General features: G+C 60.4%; 18 protein-coding genes. 7 read left to right on the top strand and 11 right to left on the bottom strand.

What is annotated here, in order from left to right:
* Nucleotides 1–15 precede the first annotated feature (15 nt).
* The 3 genes from V6F78_RS07265 to V6F78_RS07255 form a co-directional block, all read right to left on the bottom strand.
* Nucleotides 16–1,431 (bottom strand): SrfA family protein, encoded by a 1,416-nt coding sequence (locus V6F78_RS07265; RefSeq protein ID WP_047296474.1) that lies wholly within the window; start codon nucleotides 1,429–1,431, stop codon nucleotides 16–18.
* 226 nt (nucleotides 1,432–1,657) lie between these two features.
* On the bottom strand, nucleotides 1,658–3,151 hold the full coding sequence (locus V6F78_RS07260; RefSeq protein WP_047296472.1) for a YifB family Mg chelatase-like AAA ATPase: 1,494 nt from the start codon (nucleotides 3,149–3,151) through the stop codon (nucleotides 1,658–1,660).
* Between the two features lie 182 nt (nucleotides 3,152–3,333).
* Complete coding sequence (locus V6F78_RS07255) at nucleotides 3,334–3,594, bottom strand: accessory factor UbiK family protein (protein ID WP_047278846.1); 261 nt, start codon at nucleotides 3,592–3,594, stop codon at nucleotides 3,334–3,336.
* Between the two features lie 417 nt (nucleotides 3,595–4,011).
* Between V6F78_RS07255 and glnK the strand changes: the two genes are divergently transcribed.
* The 3 genes from glnK to sutA all read left to right on the top strand — a co-directional run bounded on the left by glnK (nucleotide 4,012) and on the right by sutA (nucleotide 6,517).
* Nucleotides 4,012–4,350, top strand: a complete 339-nt coding sequence (glnK, locus tag V6F78_RS07250) for a P-II family nitrogen regulator (protein ID WP_002555808.1) — start codon at nucleotides 4,012–4,014, stop codon at nucleotides 4,348–4,350.
* 34 nt (nucleotides 4,351–4,384) lie between these two features.
* Nucleotides 4,385–5,722: an ammonium transporter gene (locus V6F78_RS07245; protein WP_047296471.1), complete on the top strand. Its 1,338-nt coding sequence runs from the start codon at nucleotides 4,385–4,387 to the stop codon at nucleotides 5,720–5,722.
* 468 nt (nucleotides 5,723–6,190) lie between these two features.
* Complete coding sequence (gene sutA, locus V6F78_RS07240; protein ID WP_047278851.1) at nucleotides 6,191–6,517, top strand: transcriptional regulator SutA; 327 nt, start codon at nucleotides 6,191–6,193, stop codon at nucleotides 6,515–6,517.
* Nucleotides 6,518–6,656: 139 nt separating this feature from the next.
* Here the strand turns inward: sutA and V6F78_RS07235 are convergent, their stop codons facing one another.
* From V6F78_RS07235 to lptM, 6 genes are read right to left on the bottom strand one after another with little or no spacing between them, the layout of a single operon-like run.
* Nucleotides 6,657–7,346 carry an HAD family hydrolase gene (locus tag V6F78_RS07235; RefSeq protein ID WP_048375195.1) on the bottom strand — a complete coding sequence of 230 codons (690 nt, stop codon included), beginning with the start codon at nucleotides 7,344–7,346 and terminating at the stop codon, nucleotides 6,657–6,659.
* Nucleotides 7,343–8,239: a tyrosine recombinase XerC gene (xerC, locus tag V6F78_RS07230; protein ID WP_048375197.1), complete on the bottom strand. Its 897-nt coding sequence runs from the start codon at nucleotides 8,237–8,239 to the stop codon at nucleotides 7,343–7,345. The genes V6F78_RS07235 and xerC overlap by 4 nt, the downstream gene beginning before the upstream one ends.
* 2 nt (nucleotides 8,240–8,241) lie before the next feature.
* A complete protein-coding gene (locus tag V6F78_RS07225; RefSeq protein ID WP_048375199.1) occupies nucleotides 8,242–8,958 on the bottom strand; it encodes a DUF484 family protein in 717 nt (238 codons plus the stop codon).
* 13 nt (nucleotides 8,959–8,971) lie between these two features.
* Nucleotides 8,972–9,802: a diaminopimelate epimerase gene (dapF, locus tag V6F78_RS07220; protein WP_047281571.1), complete on the bottom strand. Its 831-nt coding sequence runs from the start codon at nucleotides 9,800–9,802 to the stop codon at nucleotides 8,972–8,974.
* 4 nt (nucleotides 9,803–9,806) lie between these two features.
* Nucleotides 9,807–11,054 (bottom strand): diaminopimelate decarboxylase, encoded by a 1,248-nt coding sequence (gene lysA / locus V6F78_RS07215; RefSeq protein ID WP_047278862.1) that lies wholly within the window; start codon nucleotides 11,052–11,054, stop codon nucleotides 9,807–9,809.
* Nucleotides 11,055–11,066: 12 nt separating this feature from the next.
* Nucleotides 11,067–11,213, bottom strand: a complete 147-nt coding sequence (gene lptM / locus V6F78_RS07210) for an LPS translocon maturation chaperone LptM (protein WP_047278864.1) — start codon at nucleotides 11,211–11,213, stop codon at nucleotides 11,067–11,069.
* A 203-nt stretch (nucleotides 11,214–11,416) separates the two neighbouring features.
* On the opposite strand from lptM, the gene cyaY reads away from it, so the two are divergent.
* From cyaY to rnk, 3 genes are all read left to right on the top strand, one after another.
* The gene (cyaY, locus tag V6F78_RS07205) at nucleotides 11,417–11,749 is read left to right on the top strand and encodes an iron donor protein CyaY (protein ID WP_047296458.1); all 333 of its coding nucleotides are present in this window, start codon (nucleotides 11,417–11,419) and stop codon (nucleotides 11,747–11,749) included.
* 2 nt (nucleotides 11,750–11,751) lie between these two features.
* A complete protein-coding gene (locus tag V6F78_RS07200) occupies nucleotides 11,752–11,961 on the top strand; it encodes a DUF1289 domain-containing protein (protein ID WP_047278869.1) in 210 nt (69 codons plus the stop codon).
* A 159-nt stretch (nucleotides 11,962–12,120) separates the two neighbouring features.
* The gene (gene rnk, locus V6F78_RS07195) at nucleotides 12,121–12,540 is read left to right on the top strand and encodes a nucleoside diphosphate kinase regulator (RefSeq protein WP_047296456.1); all 420 of its coding nucleotides are present in this window, start codon (nucleotides 12,121–12,123) and stop codon (nucleotides 12,538–12,540) included.
* A 3-nt stretch (nucleotides 12,541–12,543) separates the two neighbouring features.
* Here rnk and V6F78_RS07190 read toward each other — a convergent pair whose 3' ends face one another.
* Both V6F78_RS07190 and V6F78_RS07185 read right to left on the bottom strand, forming a co-directional pair.
* On the bottom strand, nucleotides 12,544–15,393 hold the full coding sequence (locus V6F78_RS07190; RefSeq protein WP_332726917.1) for a class I adenylate cyclase: 2,850 nt from the start codon (nucleotides 15,391–15,393) through the stop codon (nucleotides 12,544–12,546).
* A gap of 185 nt (nucleotides 15,394–15,578) precedes the next feature.
* A complete protein-coding gene (locus V6F78_RS07185; RefSeq protein WP_047296452.1) occupies nucleotides 15,579–15,848 on the bottom strand; it encodes a TIGR02647 family protein in 270 nt (89 codons plus the stop codon).
* Nucleotides 15,849–16,232: 384 nt separating this feature from the next.
* On the opposite strand from V6F78_RS07185, the gene oscA reads away from it, so the two are divergent.
* On the top strand, nucleotides 16,233–16,415 hold the full coding sequence (gene oscA / locus V6F78_RS07180; protein WP_047278876.1) for a sulfur starvation response protein OscA: 183 nt from the start codon (nucleotides 16,233–16,235) through the stop codon (nucleotides 16,413–16,415).
* The last annotated feature ends 49 nt before the right edge of the window (nucleotides 16,416–16,464 follow it).

Genomic DNA, 16,464 nt, shown 5'->3' with positions numbered 1-16,464 from the left:
AGAGTCTTCCGGTCATTATTCGCCCGTCTGGCGCATGGAGATGGGGAATTTCTTGTCTTCGTAAACGCCGGTGCAATCGGCAATGCTGCGGGCACCCTGGCGGCAATCAATCTGCGGCATCTCGTAACTGCTGCCGTCGCTGCACGCCGCCTGACCCTGGCTATTGATCGCCAGACTGCCGCCCTGCATCGCAGCCGATACCGGGCCGGTGCAGTTGATGCCGTTGGCCTTGCGCACAATCACGTCGCCTTTGCCGTCCTTGAACTGGTATTCCAGGCGCAGTGGCTTGCCGGTGTTTTTGTCTTGAATGCCCGCACCTGCGCGGTAGTGGCCATTGAGGAAGTCCGCCTGACCATCAGGGCTTTGTGCCGGGATGGTCAGCGGTTCGCCGGGTACATTCGGCGCTGGCGGTGGCGTCGACGCTTGCGGCTCATCCGGGATCTGCGGCGGGGCAGGTGGCGTTTGGTCGGCAGCCTCGGCTGGCTCGGCTGCATCCGGCGCTGACGGCTCGTCTGCAGGGGCAGGCGGCGCGGCGTCAGGCTCCGGTTGCGGCTCGGACTCGGGCTGAGGCTCAGCAGCGGGCTGTGCATCCGGCACGGTGGGCACCTGAGCATTGGGCACCGAAGCCCCCAGACCTGCGCCCGGCACGGTGGGGCCGCCATTGGGCAGCGACAGGTCAGCGTTGACGTCAGGGGCGGGCACGCTCACGTCAGGCACGTTCACATCCGGCACGGTTGGCCATATCTGCGCGGGCAAGCCCAATTGTGGCGCGCAGCCGCGCAGGCCAAACAGCAGCAGGAGCAACAACAGCAAAAGCAGCGGCAACAGCCACCACCAACGACGCCACCATGGCCGCGCCACCACCGGCAACGGTGCAGGCGCGGGGACGGGTTCGGCAATCGGCGGCACCACGGGCGCAGGCGTGACCAGCGGCGCGGCCTGCGGGCGCAAGCAGTGCAACGGGTCCATGTTGTGATCGGCCCCGGGGCGACGGAACCCCCAGAACGTCAACACGGGTTTGCCGTTGACCAGGTACACGTAATGTTCGTCAGGGAAAGGCAGCACGTGCCCCAGCAGTTTGCCGAACACAGTACGGTCGACAGAAGGCTTGGTATCGCTGTTCGGGTCGAGGTAGGTGGCACTGAGCTGATTGAGGAACGCCTGGAGCTTTTCCAGCTCGCCGACGGCATGGGCGCGCTCATCAGGGGTGGCGCTGCTCCAGGGGATCACATCGCCCGGCAGCTCGCTGTACCAGTCAATGTTGTCGCCCAGTTCATCGCTTTGCGGGATGGCCAAGTGCTGAGCCATTTCTGGATTTTTGCGGCGAATGGCTTCGCGTAACTGCAGTGCTGCCCGGTAAACCGGCTGTCCGGTTTCGCCAAGGGCTGTGAAATCACCGCTTTTACCACTGCGTAGAAGTGCGCCGCGCATCCGAGCTCCATCTTTTTAAATTCGCGCGGTTAAACCCGGACGTGTGCCCGAACCGCTTCCCTGATTGAGCGCGTGACAGTACTGGCTAAACGATATCGGAGTCAATTAGCCATTAACTGATGCCTGTCATTTTCAACGCTTTGGCAGGCAAGCAGGCGCAAGGCAAAGGGCCGTGACGCCCTAAAGCGTACGGCGCAGGGTGTGAAGGATTGCGCGCGGTGGCGCTTCAGCCACTCACCGGCCGATACTGCAACGCCTCGGCCAGATGCCGGCGTTCTATCGATCCGGCCCCTTCCAGATCCGCCAGCGTGCGCGCCACTTTCAACAGGCGATGCGCCGCGCGCAATGACAAGGTCATGCGCTCGCAGGCGTTTTCCAGCCAGGTGTTATCCACAGCCGTCAACTGACAATGGCGGCGTACGCCGGGCAAGTCGAGAAACGCATTGGCGCAGCCCTGGCGCTGAACTTGCCGCCCACGGGCCAACGCCACCGAGGCGGCAGCCGTTGCGGTGTTGTCGCCCGATTGCGCAAGCGGATTGAGCGAGGTGGTTTCACGGGCCACGGTCAGGTGCAGGTCGATACGGTCCAGCAGCGGACCGGACAGTTTGTTGCGGTATCGCTGGATCTGCTCCGGCGTGCAGCGGCAGCGCCCGGTGGGCTCTCCCAGAAAACCGCAGGGGCAGGGGTTCATGGCGGCCACCAGCTGGAAGCGCGCCGGGAAACGCATGCGGTCTCGCGCTCGCGCTATCACGATAAAGCCCGACTCCATTGGCTCGCGTAAAACCTCCAGCACCTTGCGGTCAAACTCAGGCAACTCGTCGAGGAACAAGACGCCGTGGTGGGCCAGCGTGATTTCACCCGGCTGCGGCCTTGAACCTCCGCCCACCAATGCCGGGCCGGACGCGGAGTGATGTGGCTGACGAAAGGGGCGTTGCGGCCAACTGCTCAGCGGCTCATGGCTGGCCACGGACTGAATGGCCGCGACCTCAAGCGCCTCCTGTTCATCGAGCGGCGGCAGTAAACCGGGCAGGCGGCTGGCCAGCAGGGTTTTACCGGTGCCGGGCGGGCCTGTGAATAAGAGGTTATGGCTGCCAGCGGCGGCGACCAGCAGAGCGCGCTTGGCCGATTGCTGGCCTTGTACATCGCTCAGGTCGGGGTACGGCTTGCTCACTTGGAGCAGGCCGCTGGCGATGTAAGGCTCCATCACCGTGCGGCCCGCAAAGTGCGCGACCACTTGCAGCAAATGCTCGACCGCAATCACCGTCAACCCGGAGGCCAGACAGGCTTCCTCGGCATTGGCCACGGGCACCACCAGCGCACGCCCCGCCGCCCGGGCAGCCAAAGCAGCGGGCAGAACGCCCTGCACCGGACGAATCGCGCCCGACAACGCCAACTCACCGAGAAATTCCACGTTTTCCAGCGCCACGGCAGGCAATTGCCCACTGGCCGCCAAGATCCCCAGCGCGATGGCCACATCAAAACGCCCGCCGTCCTTGGGCAGGTCGGCGGGCGCGAGATTGAGCGTGATGCGGCGAGCCGGGAAGTCAAAACCGGCGTTGAGGATCGCACTGCGCACCCGGTCTTTGCTTTCTTTGACGGCGGTTTCAGGCAAACCGACCAGCGTCAGCGCAGGCAAGCCATTGGCCAGGTGCGCTTCGACGGTCACTACAGGCGCCTCAACGCCCACCTTGGCACGGCTGTGAACAATCGCCAGAGACATGACTCACTCCTTGAGTTCGCAAAAAACGCATCCTGCGCGAATTGACGCTCATGGGAGGAGGTTGAATGGATACGGAATGTGAACAGGCGCTGCGTCACGTGCTGGCAACCCTACCGGCGGACACCCACGGGTTTCAGGGCGTCATGCAAACACGTCCGTTGCCCACAGCCGGGACTGCGCGATTATTCGGCAGGTGGCAGCAATCGGGCTTCCATTTCGGCCACTTTGGCTTCCAGCGTTTCAAGGCGGGCACGGGTGCGCGCCAGTACCACCATCTGGCTGTCGAACTCTTCACGACTGACCAGATCCAGCTTGCTGAAGCCGCTTTGCAGCAGGGCTTTGAACTGGCTTTCGATCTCATTGCGCGGCAAGGCGGTGTCGCCATTGAACAAACGAGCAGCCTGGCCACTCAGGGCATCGAGAAAATCTTTGGGCGCGAGCATGGAATAGGTCCTTAACACTGATGGCGCCGAGTGTATCACGGGGTTTCAACCCTAACGGCGCCGGGGGCCGTTGCACATTTTATGAGCATGCCATCTCCCTCTCATGCACTGTTTTTGTGCACAAAATCCGTGCTTCTTTCGGATGCATTTTCTCTAAACCCGATAAGTCGCTGTAATTTCTGACTTTTCCAGACATGGCAAGGTTTCTGCTAAGGCAGTAATGACTCATGCACTGATGCAGTTGCTGTGACGAAGGCAGTGCGGCAGGCGGATCAAGGGATGTTTTCGTCACCAGCAGTTAACTGAGGTTGAACGGCCTGAAGAAGGCTGACGACGCGTTACAAAGCCAGACACTGCGCTTAGACTTGGGCCGGGTTTGTTTTCCTGGGGCAAGTCCACCAATTCGGGAGAAGTTTCATGAAGCTAGTCACCGCCATTATCAAGCCGTTCAAGTTAGACGACGTGCGCGAGTCGCTGTCCGAGATCGGCGTGCAGGGCATTACCGTTACTGAGGTCAAAGGCTTCGGCCGGCAGAAAGGCCATACCGAGCTGTACCGCGGCGCTGAATACGTGGTCGATTTTCTGCCAAAGGTGAAGATTGATGTCGCCATCGACGACAAAGATCTTGACCGGGTTATCGAGGCGATAACCAAGGCTGCCAACACCGGCAAGATCGGTGACGGCAAGATTTTTGTGGTCAATCTGGAACAGGCTATCCGCATCCGTACCGGCGAAACCGATACCGACGCCATCTAAGCCGCCAAACCCCAACGCCCCAGGAGAAAACACTATGACTCTGCGTAAATTCGCAGGGCTCGGAGCCCTGTTGTCTGTCGTAATGCCCGGCCTGGCCATGGCGGCAGACGAAGTGGCCGCTCCAGTCCTCAACTCCGGCGATACCGCCTGGATGCTGACCGCAACGGCCCTGGTGCTGTTTATGACCATTCCCGGCCTGGCGCTGTTCTACGGCGGCATGGTGCGCTCCAAAAACCTTCTTTCTGTGATGATGCAGTGCTTCGCCATCACCGGCCTGATCAGCATTCTGTGGGTCATTTATGGCTACAGCATCACGTTCGACACCACCGGCATGGAGCAGGGCGTCACCAACTTCAACTCGTTCATCGGCGGGTTCGGCAAAGCGTTCCTGGCAGGCGTCACGCCCGCCAGCCTGACATCGCCCACCGCACTGTTCCCGGAAGCCGTGTTCATCACCTTCCAGATGACCTTCGCCATCATCACTCCCGCGCTGATCGTCGGCGCCTTTGCTGAGCGCATGAAGTTCTCGGCGATGCTGATCTTCATGGGCGTGTGGTTCACCCTGGTGTATGCGCCCATCGCGCACATGGTGTGGAGCGGCAACGGCGGCCTGATGTGGGACTGGGGCGTGCTCGATTTCGCGGGCGGCACCGTGGTGCATATCAACGCGGGTATCGCGGGCCTGGTGGCGTGCATTGTGCTGGGCAAGCGCAAAGGCTACCCGACCACCCCCATGGCGCCGCATAACCTCGGTTACACGCTGGTCGGTGCCGCGATGCTGTGGATCGGCTGGTTCGGCTTCAACGCAGGTTCTGCCGCAGCCGCCAATGGCACGGCCGGTATGGCGATGCTGGTGACCCAAATTGCGACCGCCGCCGCTGCGCTGGGCTGGATGTTTGCCGAGTGGGTCACCCACGGCAAGCCAAGCGCGCTGGGCATTGCCTCAGGCGTGGTGGCCGGTCTGGTGGCCATCACCCCGGCGGCTGGCACCGTAGGCCCAATGGGTTCGATCGTGATCGGCCTGGCGTCGGGCGTGATCTGCTTCCTCTGCGCCACCAGCCTCAAGCGCAAACTGGGCTATGACGATTCGCTGGACGCCTTTGGTGTACACGGGGTGGGCGGTATCGTTGGCGCCATCCTCACTGGCGTATTTGCCGCCCCGGCACTGGGCGGCTTCGGTACGGTGACCGACATCGCGGCCCAAGTCTGGATTCAGTGCAAGGGCGTAGCGTTCACTGTCATCTACACCGCGATTGTGACCTTCGTCATCCTCAAAGTACTGGATGCCGTGATGGGTCTGCGGGTGACGGAGGAAGAGGAAGCCGTAGGCCTGGATCTGGCGCAACACAACGAGCGCGGCTACAACTTGTAAGCAGCCCCTCGAAAAAATACCCGGCCTGCCGGGTATTTTTTTGCCCGGAATGTGGCGCCATTCGCATCAAGAGAATGATTTTTCCTACACCTTTATGCAGTTATCAGATCTACGATGAAATGTAAGACGAACACTTACATCACAACTCGACTATTAGCTGCTTTGCTTTTTTCTTCAGCACGCTAGAATGCGCGCCGAAGGGCGGAGTTAAGCGCCCGAAAACCACGAAGGCACGGATCATCTCCTCAGGCTTTCAAGGTCAGCGTACCAAGGCACCGCGCCAGGTACCTGACACGTGTTTATTTAATGAGCGAATGCCCTCAACGGCACTCGTAAAGTCCTACCGCCTTACAAGGCGAAGAGGCGTAAGCCGCGGGTCATCCGGGGCTACTTTTTCACCAGCGGCGGTCCACGGTGGGCGTAGCTGGTCTATAACTAATCTGCTTTACGTAAGTCATGGGGTAGAACATGAGCGACGATGATCTGGAAAATGATGACCTCGAAGTAGGTGACGAAGACGAAACCGAAGAAGGTCTTGAAGCAGCCGCCGATGACGTGGCTGACGACGACGGTGGCGACGATGTGCCGGTCCCGGTGGCCAAAGGCAAATCCAAGGCAGCGGTGTCGGTCGATGACCTGCCCAGCGTAGAAGCCAAAAACAAGGAGCGTGACGCTCTGGCTCGCGCCATGGAGGAGTTTCTTTCCCGTGGCGGCAAGGTGCAGGAAGTCGAGGCCAATGTGGTGGCAGATCCACCCAAGAAGCCTGACAACAAGTACGGCAGCCGTCCTATTTAAGGTCTGTTGTTTGCTTGAAAAAAAAGCCCGCCGTCGCTGCGGGCTTTTTTGCGAGTGCCGGGAATGGATCCGGGCCAGCAGCCGAGGCACGAAGCCGTAACCCGGCTCCCGCACCACCCCTCAGCGGCGATAAACAGCTTCAACCAAAGTGCTTGAGCACCTGAGGCAACTCGCTCAGGCAGCCGATTTCAGCGTCAGGACGCGTGTCGCCTTGCCAGATGTTGCCACCGGGGTTAAACCAGACGGCGCGCAAGCCGGCCTGCTGGGCGCCAGCGATGTCGTCGCCCGGATGATCGCCCACATGCACGGCAGCACCGGCCTTCACGCCGCCTCGCGACAAGGCTTCGTGGAACAAACGTGCATCCGGCTTGGCGATGCCGATGTCTTCGGCGCACAACACAAACCTGAAGTGATGCCCCAAACCGATGCGCCGCACGTCAGCATTGCCATTGGTGACAACCCCCAGTGCGTAATCGCGCGCCAGTAACGCCAGCATTGGCTCGACCTGCGGGAAAACCTCCAGCGCGTGGCGGGCCTCGATGAACACCTCAAACGCCGCGTCTGCCAACGCGTGTGCGTCAGCGTATTGCGCCTCCTGCAGGGCGTGGAACAGCACGTGCCGACGCAGTGCACTGATTCGGTGCTTGAGGTGCGGGTGTTCACTTAAAACCTGCTCGCGAATCGCCTGGAATGTTCCAGGTTCAAGAGCGCCCACATCCGGTGCGTTTACAGCCAGCCACTGCCGCAAGGTCTCTTCGGCCCGCATGATCACGGGAGCGGTGTGCCACAGCGTGTCGTCAAGATCGAAGGTAATCAGTTCAATCGTCATTCACTGCCCTTACTGCGTTTGGCCCGTGGGTGGGCGCTGTCGTAGACCGTCGCCAGATGCTGGAAGTCCAAATGGGTATAGATTTGCGTGGTTTTGATGTCCGAATGCCCGAGCAGCTCTTGCACCGCGCGCAAATCCTGAGAGGACTCTAGCAAATGGCTGGCAAACGAATGGCGCAGCATGTGCGGGTGCAGGTTTTGCCCCAACTCGCGCTCGCCCGCAGCCTTGACGCGCAGTTGAATGGCGCGAGGCCCGAGACGGCGCCCGCGCTGGCTGACAAACACCGCGTCGTCTTCAGGGTTGGCCAGCGCCCGCAAAGGCAGCCAGACCTGCAGCGCCTCGCGGGCCTTTTGCCCGACCGGCAGCACACGCGTCTTGCTGCCTTTACCCAACACTTGCACCAGCCCGTCAGCCAGGTCCAGTTGATCCAGATTCAACCCGGTCAGCTCCGACAGGCGCAGCCCGGAGGAGTAAAACAATTCCAGAATCGCCTGATCGCGCTGCGCGAGGAAATCCTCTTCCACGGCGCCTTCCAGCAATTGCAGGGCGCGGTCGGTGTCGAGGGTTTTGGGCAGGCGACGTTCGCCTTTGGGCGGCGCCAGACCGTTGGCCGGGTCGTGATCGCACAGGCCTTCGCGGTTGAGGTAGTGATACAACCCGCGAACGGCCGACAACAACCGCGCAATGCTGCGCGAAGACTGTCCCTGATGATGCAGGCGCGCCACCAACTGACGCAGGCGCTGAATATCCAGGGCCGCCCAGTTGGGGATGGCTTCTTTGCTGCAAAACGCCACGACCTTGCCGAGATCGCGGCGATAGGCTTCCAGCGTGTGGGGCGACACTTGGCGCTCACTGCGCAGGTGAATGCAGTAAGCGTCCAGTTGCCGTTGCATGCCTAGCGCACCGAGCGCAGGGCGTTGGTGAAACGCGGCAACACGCGACCCAGCACTTCAGCGATGTAGCTGAGGAACAGGGTGCCCACCGAGCTTTTATAATGCTGCGGATCGCGGCTGGCGACGGCCAGTACGCCGTGCAGGCCCAGATGGTTGAGGGCAACGACAGCCGTCGAGCCGATTTGCTTGCGCTGCGCTTCGCCGAACAGGAAGTCCAGTTCATGCTCGCGCAGGCTGCCACTCACGGCCTTGCCTTCGGCCAGCAACCCCCCGAGGGCGCGCTGGGCGTCCGCGCTATTGACCCAGCGCCCCACCGGCATCGGGTTGTCACCAAACAGCACCAGGCTGACAAAGGGCACCTGAAAGTCCTGTCGCAGGCTGTCTTCGACGGCGATCACCAGTTCTTCAAGGCTGGTGGCGTCCATCAAGGCCAGGTTCAGGCGACGGGTTTTCTCAAACAGGCGATCGTTGTCGCGGGCCACATCCATCAGTTGTGACAGGCGATGGCGCATCTCGATATTGCGGCCACGCAACAGCTCAAGCTGGCGCTCCACCAACGACACCGTATCGCCGCGCTGGTGAGGAATGCGTTGGGTCAACAACAGTTCTTCGCGCTGGCTGAAGAAGTCGGGGTGAGCCTGAAGATAAGCCGCCACGGCCGCAGCCTCGGGGCTTTGATCCTGGACATCGAGGTCTGCTGGCTGTGGCTGGTCGGTCATCGTGTGCGCTCGCTCATAAACGGACTTGTCCTTCGTAAACACGCATCGCCGGGCCGGTCATGATCACTGAATGACCCGGACCTTCCCACTCGATGGTCAAACGACCACCGGGCAGGTCCAGCGTCACCGGGGTGTGCATCCAACCCTGAAGGATGGCAGCCACCGCCGCAGCGCACGCGCCTGTGCCGCAGGCCTGGGTTTCCCCGGCGCCGCGCTCCCAGACACGCAATTGCGCGCGGTGACGGTCGATGACGTGCAAAAAGCCGACATTGACCCGGGCCGGGAAGCGCGGGTGGTGTTCAATTTTCGGGCCTAACTCATGAACCGGCGCGGCATTGATGTCGTCGACGCGCAACACCGCATGCGGGTTGCCCATGGAGACGGCGGCCAACTGGACCGTCTGGCCATCGACGTCCACGTCATAGCTCAGCGCCTGCGCATCCGCCACAAACGGAATCTCGGCCGGCACCAGACGCGGCGGGCCCATATCCACGCTGATCTGGCCGTCACTGCGCACGTTCAGTTCAATGATGCCGCTTTTGGTTTCGACCTTGATCTGACGCTTGGTGGTCAGGCGCTTGTCGAGCACAAAACGGGCGAAACAGCGGGCACCGTTGCCACACTGCTCAACCTCGGAACCGTCGGCGTTGAAGATCCGGTAACGGAAATCCACTTCCGGGTTGCTGGGCGCTTCAACGATCAATAGTTGATCGAAGCCGACGCCCGTGTGCCGGTCGCCCCATTGCTTGGCGTGCTTGGGCAGGATGTGCGCGTGCTGGCTGACCAGGTCGAGAACCATGAAGTCATTGCCCAGGCCGTGCATTTTGGTAAAACGCAGCAACATGGGTTCACTCCGGCAGCAGGCTTTCGCCAGCAAACAGCTCGGCAACCGTCTCGCGACGACGCACTTCGAACGCCTGATCGCCGTCCACCAGCACCTCGGCCGCACGGCCACGGGTGTTGTAGTTAGAGCTCATGACAAAACCATAGGCACCGGCCGAATGCACCGCCAGCAGATCACCTTCGGCCAGCGCCAACGGGCGGTCTTTGGCCAGGAAGTCGCCGGTTTCGCAGATCGGACCCACGATGTCGTAGGCACGGGCTTCAGTGTCGCGCGGGCGAACCGCCGTCACGTCCATCCAGGCCTGATACAGCGCAGGGCGGATCAGGTCATTCATCGCCGCATCAACGATGGCGAAGTCTTTGTGTTCGGTGTGCTTGAGGTACTCGACCTGTGTCAGCAGCACGCCCGCGTTGGCCACAATGAAACGGCCCGGCTCGAACACCAGCGCCAGATCACGGCCCTCGATGCGCTCGCGCACCGCCTTGATGTAGTCAGCCGCCAGCGGAGGTTCTTCATCGCGATAACGCACGCCCAAGCCACCGCCCAGGTCGATATGGCGCAGGTAAATCCCGCAGTCGCCCAACCGGTCGATCAACGCCAGCAGGCGGTCGAGCGCATCGATGAACGGGTCAAGGGTGGTCAGTTGCGAACCGATGTGGCAATCGACGCCGACCACTTCGAGGTTCGGCAACTGCGCAGCACGGATGTACACATCCTCTGCGTCCGCGATGGCGATACCGAATTTGTTTTCTTTGAGGCCAGTGGAGATGTACGGGTGGGTGCCCGCGTCCACATCCGGGTTGACCCGCAGCGAGATCGGCGCACGCACGCCCATCTCGGCGGCCACGACCTGCAGGCGCTCCAGCTCGTCGGTGGACTCGACGTTGAAGCAATGCACGCCCACTTCGAGTGCGCGACGCATGTCATCGCGGGTCTTGCCGACACCGGAAAACACGATCTTGTCAGCCGAGCCGCCTGCGGCCAGCACACGCTCCAGCTCGCCACGGGACACGATGTCAAAACCGGCGCCCAAACGCGCCAGGACATTGAGTACACCCAGGTTGGAGTTGGCTTTAACTGCAAAACACACCAGATGCGGCATGCCGCTCAATGCGTCGGCATACGCGTTGTATTGCGCCTCGATGTGGGCCCGGGAATACACATACGTGGGCGTACCAAAACGCTCGGCAATGGCCGTCAGCGAAACACCTTCAGCGAATAACTCGCCGTCCCGGTAGTTAAAAGCGTCCATGGTGTTCCCTTATCAGTGCTTGTGCGGTTGCGACGACTTCGCTTGGTCTTCAGGGGACTTGGTGTCATCGGGCAGGTACAGCGGACCTTTTTGACCACAGGCAGAAACAAGGCAAGCAACCGCGACGAGCGCAGCAATGGAAGAGATCAGGCGCTTCATGGCGAAATCCTTTGAAAAGCTTTAATTGCGCCCGAGTATACCGAGCACCCACCGGCTTGCCTATGCAGCAGAGCGGTCGCGCAAAAGCACCTGTGCGGATAATCAGTCCTGTGCCGGCTGCGGGTCGGTTGGGGTTTGCAATCGGTCTGGAGCGCCCGTATCTTGCGATCTCCGAGCATGACTAGACATTACGAGGTTCCACCATGAGTTTGACTGAAGCCCGTTTCCACGATCTGGTCGATGCAACCCAGGAAAACCTGGAAGACATTTTTGACGACAGCGATCTGGACGTCGACGTAGAGAACGCCGCAGGTATTCTGACAATCAAGTTTGAGAGCGGTAAACAGCTGATTTTCAGTCGTCAGGCCCCTCTGCTACAACTTTGGCTGGCGGCGCCTAGCGGCGGTTTCCACTTCGATTACGACGAAAAACTCAGCACCTGGAAGTGCGACAAATCTGATGAACTGTTGTGCGAAATGGTTGAGCGCTTAACACTGGAACACGCCGAGACCGAGCTGGATTTTGACGAGATTTAACTGTGACTGCCCCTGCTAAACCTGCAAAACCGCTGTACAGCAACGTCAGCCCGGCGGTGCCGTCGCCTTGCATCAGCACGTGCCGGCTGGATGAACACAAAGTGTGTCTGGGCTGCTTTCGGCATGTCGAAGACATCCGCGAGTGGCGTTCGGCAGACGACCAGCGGCGCCGGGTGATTTGTGAACAGGCGCGCCTCAGGCGCGCCCCGTAATCACGGTTACAGGCTGCAACGGCATTGGCCTCTGGCTTGTGTATTTATTTTGCTGTGGTAGTGTCCGGGTTCGCCTCGCACTAACGAGGTTGGTCAAAACCCCGCCATTTTCTGGCGGGGTTTTGCTTTTTCGTGCAGAAAAAAGGAGTCTGCCAGGTCATGACCACTTCACCCCAACCCTCCATCATCCTCACCCGCCTGGACGTCCAGCGTCTGGAGCAATTGATTGAGTCCCTCGACGATTCGTTGCCAGGCGTCGTCGCGCTACAAGAAGAACTTGATCGTGCCGAAACGGTTGTAGGCCATACCGAAGTGCCTGCAGGCGTTGTCACCATGAATTCGCGTGTGCACTGCCGCGAACAGGGCAGCGGCAAGGATTACCACCTGACACTGGTTTACCCCAAAGACGCGAACGCAGACGAAGGCAAGATTTCGATTCTTGCACCCGTCGGCAGTGCCTTGCTGGGTCTTCAGGTCGGCCAACATATCAACTGGCCAGCACCGGGCGGCAAAACCCTCAAGCTGGAACTGCTGGAAGTTGAATACCAGCCTGAAGCCGCTGGCAATTACGACCTTTAAGCCTCAGACCTGCGCCAGCGCCTCGTTGAGCGCCTGCTCCAGATCCGCCTTGTAGCGCAGGCATAGATGGCTCGGGCTGTGGCTTTCGCCCAACAGCCCCGATAAATCCAGATCAGTGATGTAACAGCGGTAGCGCTCGGTTTCACGGCGCTGCCCGACAATTTCCCGCGCCACCGCTGCGTATAACTGATCGCCATGGTCCATCTGGCTGAATTCGCGCTGGTTGCAGAACAGCGTGACCCATTGGCCACCATGCGCGCCTTTACCGACCACCGCTTGCACCTCGTAGTAAGGCGTCAACGCCGCAATGGCGGGGATGCGCCGCGCTTCAACGCTGCGCGCCCGGCCCTTGCCCGACGGCAATAGCTGGTAATACAACAGGTCCAGTGGCGGGGCGGGGCTCTCGTCTTCCAACGGCTGGCACGCTTCCCTACGAAACAACGACGCCTGTAAAAAACGCTGCAAGGGCACCAACAGGCTCATCTCGTCATGGAACGAAACAGTCTGCTGCCACAGCACATTGCACTCGTCGAGCACGCTGAGGTCGGCCTCACCATCATTGAGTCGATAAAACACTTGAATGGCCCCCGGCTTGCCTTTGGGCAGGATCAGCCCCAGGTCATCCTCGCCTAAAGCCATCGGGTCCAGATGCACCGGCCGATACGTTGCCAGGCTCTGGCTCAGATAGCCGGCCAGTGCGCTGCGGTCCGCCAGGGCCACGTGGTGTACGTGCTCTTTGGTCAACTCCAGCACATGTAGACGCTGCTCGACTTGCACCACATACCGCAGCGCTTGCCCGCTGGCACGCAGCGCCTGTGCCGTATTGAAAATCCCTTCCACCCGATGCGCGATAAATTGCGCCCGGTTGTGGCACAAGCAGCGCACGCGCAACTGCGGGGCTTCACGCCCGGTCGGTTGCGCATTGAGGTAGTCCGCCAGGCATTCAAACAGCGCATGTTCGCCATCGAAACGGCTGACGATGACCTCGTTCCAACTGTTGAGCGTGACTTGGTCCAGGGTCAGCACCAGGTTTTCGCGCACCCCGGCGTAACTCAGCGAATCCGTGCGTTCGGTGGTCATCAGGATATTCATTTCACGGTGATGCTTGAGCGGGTCAATTCCGACGTTGACCACAATCAGCACCTGCGCCGGCACACTGGGCCGCAACAACTGCGTTTCGTCCACCGCCGCCAGCGGCAACGGAATCAGTTGTTGCAAACACCCCAGCAGGTTGAACAGTTCGTACTCGCTGACATCCGTCGTGCCGGGGTTGAGGGCCAGACGGGTGCTGTTGTCGATGACCCCGTTGCGATGGCACCAGGCCAGCAACTCAAGCAGCGCAGGGCTGCGCTTGATGACCGGCGTGTGCTCCCACTCGTGCACCGCGAGGTTGCCGCGATAGACGCCCCAATGAAACTCGCCGGGTTCTTTCTTGTTTGGCGAGTGCACCAGTGTCAGCAGGTCTTGCGCCAGATTGGGCGCAATGCCGGGGTTGATGTGGTCGACCTTGCCGGCCTTGCGCTCAAACGCGGCGTACAACCGTCGCCCCAGCACATTCAAGTCACGTTTGTTGGTCAGCCCGGCGGCTTGCTCATCGCGGGCAAACTGGCTCAAAAAGCGGTAGCTGTAATTGAGTTCGTGCACCAGCGCCCGGCGTTCATGGACCGCCTGTTCGGCCTTCCATACCGGGCGGCTGTCGAGCCAGGCCAACTGTCGCTCATCCCAGCCCCACTCCCGCGCCAGACGCTCCAACAACTGGCGCTGCCATTGCGTGCCGCGTTGGGCGAGGTTGCCGGTCAGCTTGCGGTTAACTTTCAGATACAAACTGCGGCGCACCAGTTCCAGCCGCTCGACGTCGCCCCGCACCTTGAGGTACTGCTCAATGCGCCGATACACCACCACATACGGATCGAGTTCATCGAGGTCCAGCTGATGGGCATACACCGCCTGCTTGAAGCGCAGGCTCAGGCACTGCACCTTCGGGTGTTCACTGGCATACACCTCGATCAGCAGCAGTTTGAGCACCGACTTGTAGGGCGACTCAATCCCTTTGAACAACTGCCACAACCCGGCCCCCACGAATTCGCCGGGCGGGATGTGTGCCAGATGCCCCAGGTCGACGGTTTCGTCAGCCCGAATAAAACGCTTGGAGAGCAGGGTGTGGGTAAATTCGGCGTAGTTGGCCTCTTCTTTGGCCGGCACCCACCACCACATCGGGGTACGCCCCGCGAGCCAAATGGCGGTGCGATAAAACTCATCCAGCAATAAATAATGCTGCGTCGTACCGCAATCGTCCGTGCTCAGGCGGGCATCGCGTTCGCCCAAGGCAAAGCGGGGCGCATCAATCAGGAAAAAATGCGCATCGGCGCCTAAACCGGCCGCCCAGGCTTCCAGCAACTGGCATTTCTTGCGCAACTCTTCGAGGGACAGTTCACTCAGGTCCGGGGCATGGCAAATCCACACATCCATGTCGCTCTGATCGGTCTGGGCCAAGGTTCCCAGGCTGCCCATCAGGAACAGGCCGTGGATCGGCAACTGTGCAGTGGGCGTGCGCGCCTTGTAGGAAAACGAGCGGGTCAGGCGCTGGGCTTCGGTCAGGGCAGGGCCGTCAGGCTCATACCCGGCAACCCCGGCAGGCGTGCTGCCCGACACATAACCGGGCAACAGCGGGTGATTCACATGAAAAAACAACGGCAGCAGGCTCAGCACCGTTTGCTGACGCGGGGTCAGGCCCTCCGTTGCCCGCAGCAGGCGTGCGCGATTGACGTGAAGAAACCGCTCACGCAAATGAGTGAGTGTCTGTCGGTCAATACCTTCATTCAGATCTATCTGAATTTCCTGGGTGCGCGTCATATCAAACTCAAACCGGCTCGCTAGGCGAGAAAGAGAAGGGAGGCAACGTAGGGGGAGTCTACAGCGAGAGTATGAAAAGGCTTAGGACGAAAGCGCTTTTGACGTCAGATTTTTTTGCGGGGAGGAGACGGTAAGCCTGCGGAATCCCTCATTCACCGAAGAGATTCCGAAGGCGATCAGTGGCGTCAGGCAAGCTCTGCCAACTTCACGGCCACCAGAGGCTTGGTGGTCAGAATCGACAGTATCGTTTGCACGTGCTCTACAGCATCACGGCCCAGGCTGGTGAGGTAGCCCCCGTCAGGTTGGGTGATGAGGTCTTTTTCATGGAGCCGCTTGGCGGCAGCGATCAGCTTTTCGTCAGCTGTTTGATGGACTTTAAGCCCTTCTTGAGTGCTGTTCAGATCGAACAGTGCAAGGACTTCCAGTTCGGCAACCAACTCAGGGGTAAACGACATAAGGACTCCAGACTATGCAGGAAAAGACGACAACGGCCCTAAGGTGAGCCTGATTAGCCTGACTGTCCAGTAACAGTTCTCGCCGGGCCCGAGCCATTTGCCGCACCTGCCCCGCACGGTGCACGGGCGAGGCAGTTGGAGTGTAGACCGCGTATGACAATGTGCTGGCCGGTGTGGCCGGGCGGTCTGCCGCCCCCGTGAACGTCCACTTCATGGCCCCGATCAGCCTGCATGGCCGAGCAGCGGAGACCGGGCAGGCCGTAAATCGTATTTCAGTTATATAAACATTCTTAAATAGTATTTTTAAGAATAATCGCGCCTCACTACTATTGCCCCCACGCCGACACGAACCCTTCGGCCCCCCCTTTTTTCAGGAGCAGCACCATGAGCGCATCTCTGCGTAGCGTTGACGGCCAGGACGAAGCCACCATTCTGCGGGAAATCCAGAGCGCGCTACGTGACCTGCGCTTCGGTGCCGTGGAAATCACTGTGCACAACGCGCAAGTGGTCCAGATCGAACGTAAAGAGAAGTTCCGTCTGCAGAACCCCGGCCAAAAAAATAGCTGAATACCGCAGGCGCCCTGTCTGGGGCGCTTATAACAACTAAAAATACACG

It is taken from the genome of Pseudomonas sp. ESBL9 (assembly GCF_036668715.1).
Lineage (GTDB): Bacteria > Pseudomonadota > Gammaproteobacteria > Pseudomonadales > Pseudomonadaceae > Aquipseudomonas > Aquipseudomonas lundensis.
The sequence above is the reverse complement of the archived record's forward strand: the minus strand, read 5'-3'. Positions and strand labels throughout refer to the sequence as shown.

Bases quoted from the DNA above. Each gene is read 5' to 3' on its own strand.
- V6F78_RS07265 (WP_047296474.1), bottom strand. From the start codon at position 1,431: ATGCGCGGCGCACTTCTACGCAGTGGTAAAAGCGGTGATTTCACAGCC.
- V6F78_RS07260 (WP_047296472.1), bottom strand. From the start codon at position 3,151: ATGTCTCTGGCGATTGTTCACAGCCGTGCCAAGGTGGGCGTTGAGGCG.
- V6F78_RS07255 (WP_047278846.1), bottom strand. From the start codon at position 3,594: ATGCTCGCGCCCAAAGATTTTCTCGATGCCCTGAGTGGCCAGGCTGCT.
- glnK (WP_002555808.1), top strand. From the start codon at position 4,012: ATGAAGCTAGTCACCGCCATTATCAAGCCGTTCAAGTTAGACGACGTG.
- V6F78_RS07245 (WP_047296471.1), top strand. From the start codon at position 4,385: ATGACTCTGCGTAAATTCGCAGGGCTCGGAGCCCTGTTGTCTGTCGTA.
- sutA (WP_047278851.1), top strand. From the start codon at position 6,191: ATGAGCGACGATGATCTGGAAAATGATGACCTCGAAGTAGGTGACGAA.
- V6F78_RS07235 (WP_048375195.1), bottom strand. From the start codon at position 7,346: ATGACGATTGAACTGATTACCTTCGATCTTGACGACACGCTGTGGCAC.
- xerC (WP_048375197.1), bottom strand. From the start codon at position 8,239: ATGCAACGGCAACTGGACGCTTACTGCATTCACCTGCGCAGTGAGCGC.
- V6F78_RS07225 (WP_048375199.1), bottom strand. From the start codon at position 8,958: ATGACCGACCAGCCACAGCCAGCAGACCTCGATGTCCAGGATCAAAGC.
- dapF (WP_047281571.1), bottom strand. From the start codon at position 9,802: ATGTTGCTGCGTTTTACCAAAATGCACGGCCTGGGCAATGACTTCATG.
- lysA (WP_047278862.1), bottom strand. From the start codon at position 11,054: ATGGACGCTTTTAACTACCGGGACGGCGAGTTATTCGCTGAAGGTGTT.
- lptM (WP_047278864.1), bottom strand. From the start codon at position 11,213: ATGAAGCGCCTGATCTCTTCCATTGCTGCGCTCGTCGCGGTTGCTTGC.
- cyaY (WP_047296458.1), top strand. From the start codon at position 11,417: ATGAGTTTGACTGAAGCCCGTTTCCACGATCTGGTCGATGCAACCCAG.
- rnk (WP_047296456.1), top strand. From the start codon at position 12,121: ATGACCACTTCACCCCAACCCTCCATCATCCTCACCCGCCTGGACGTC.
- V6F78_RS07190 (WP_332726917.1), bottom strand. From the start codon at position 15,393: ATGACGCGCACCCAGGAAATTCAGATAGATCTGAATGAAGGTATTGAC.
- V6F78_RS07185 (WP_047296452.1), bottom strand. From the start codon at position 15,848: ATGTCGTTTACCCCTGAGTTGGTTGCCGAACTGGAAGTCCTTGCACTG.
- oscA (WP_047278876.1), top strand. From the start codon at position 16,233: ATGAGCGCATCTCTGCGTAGCGTTGACGGCCAGGACGAAGCCACCATT.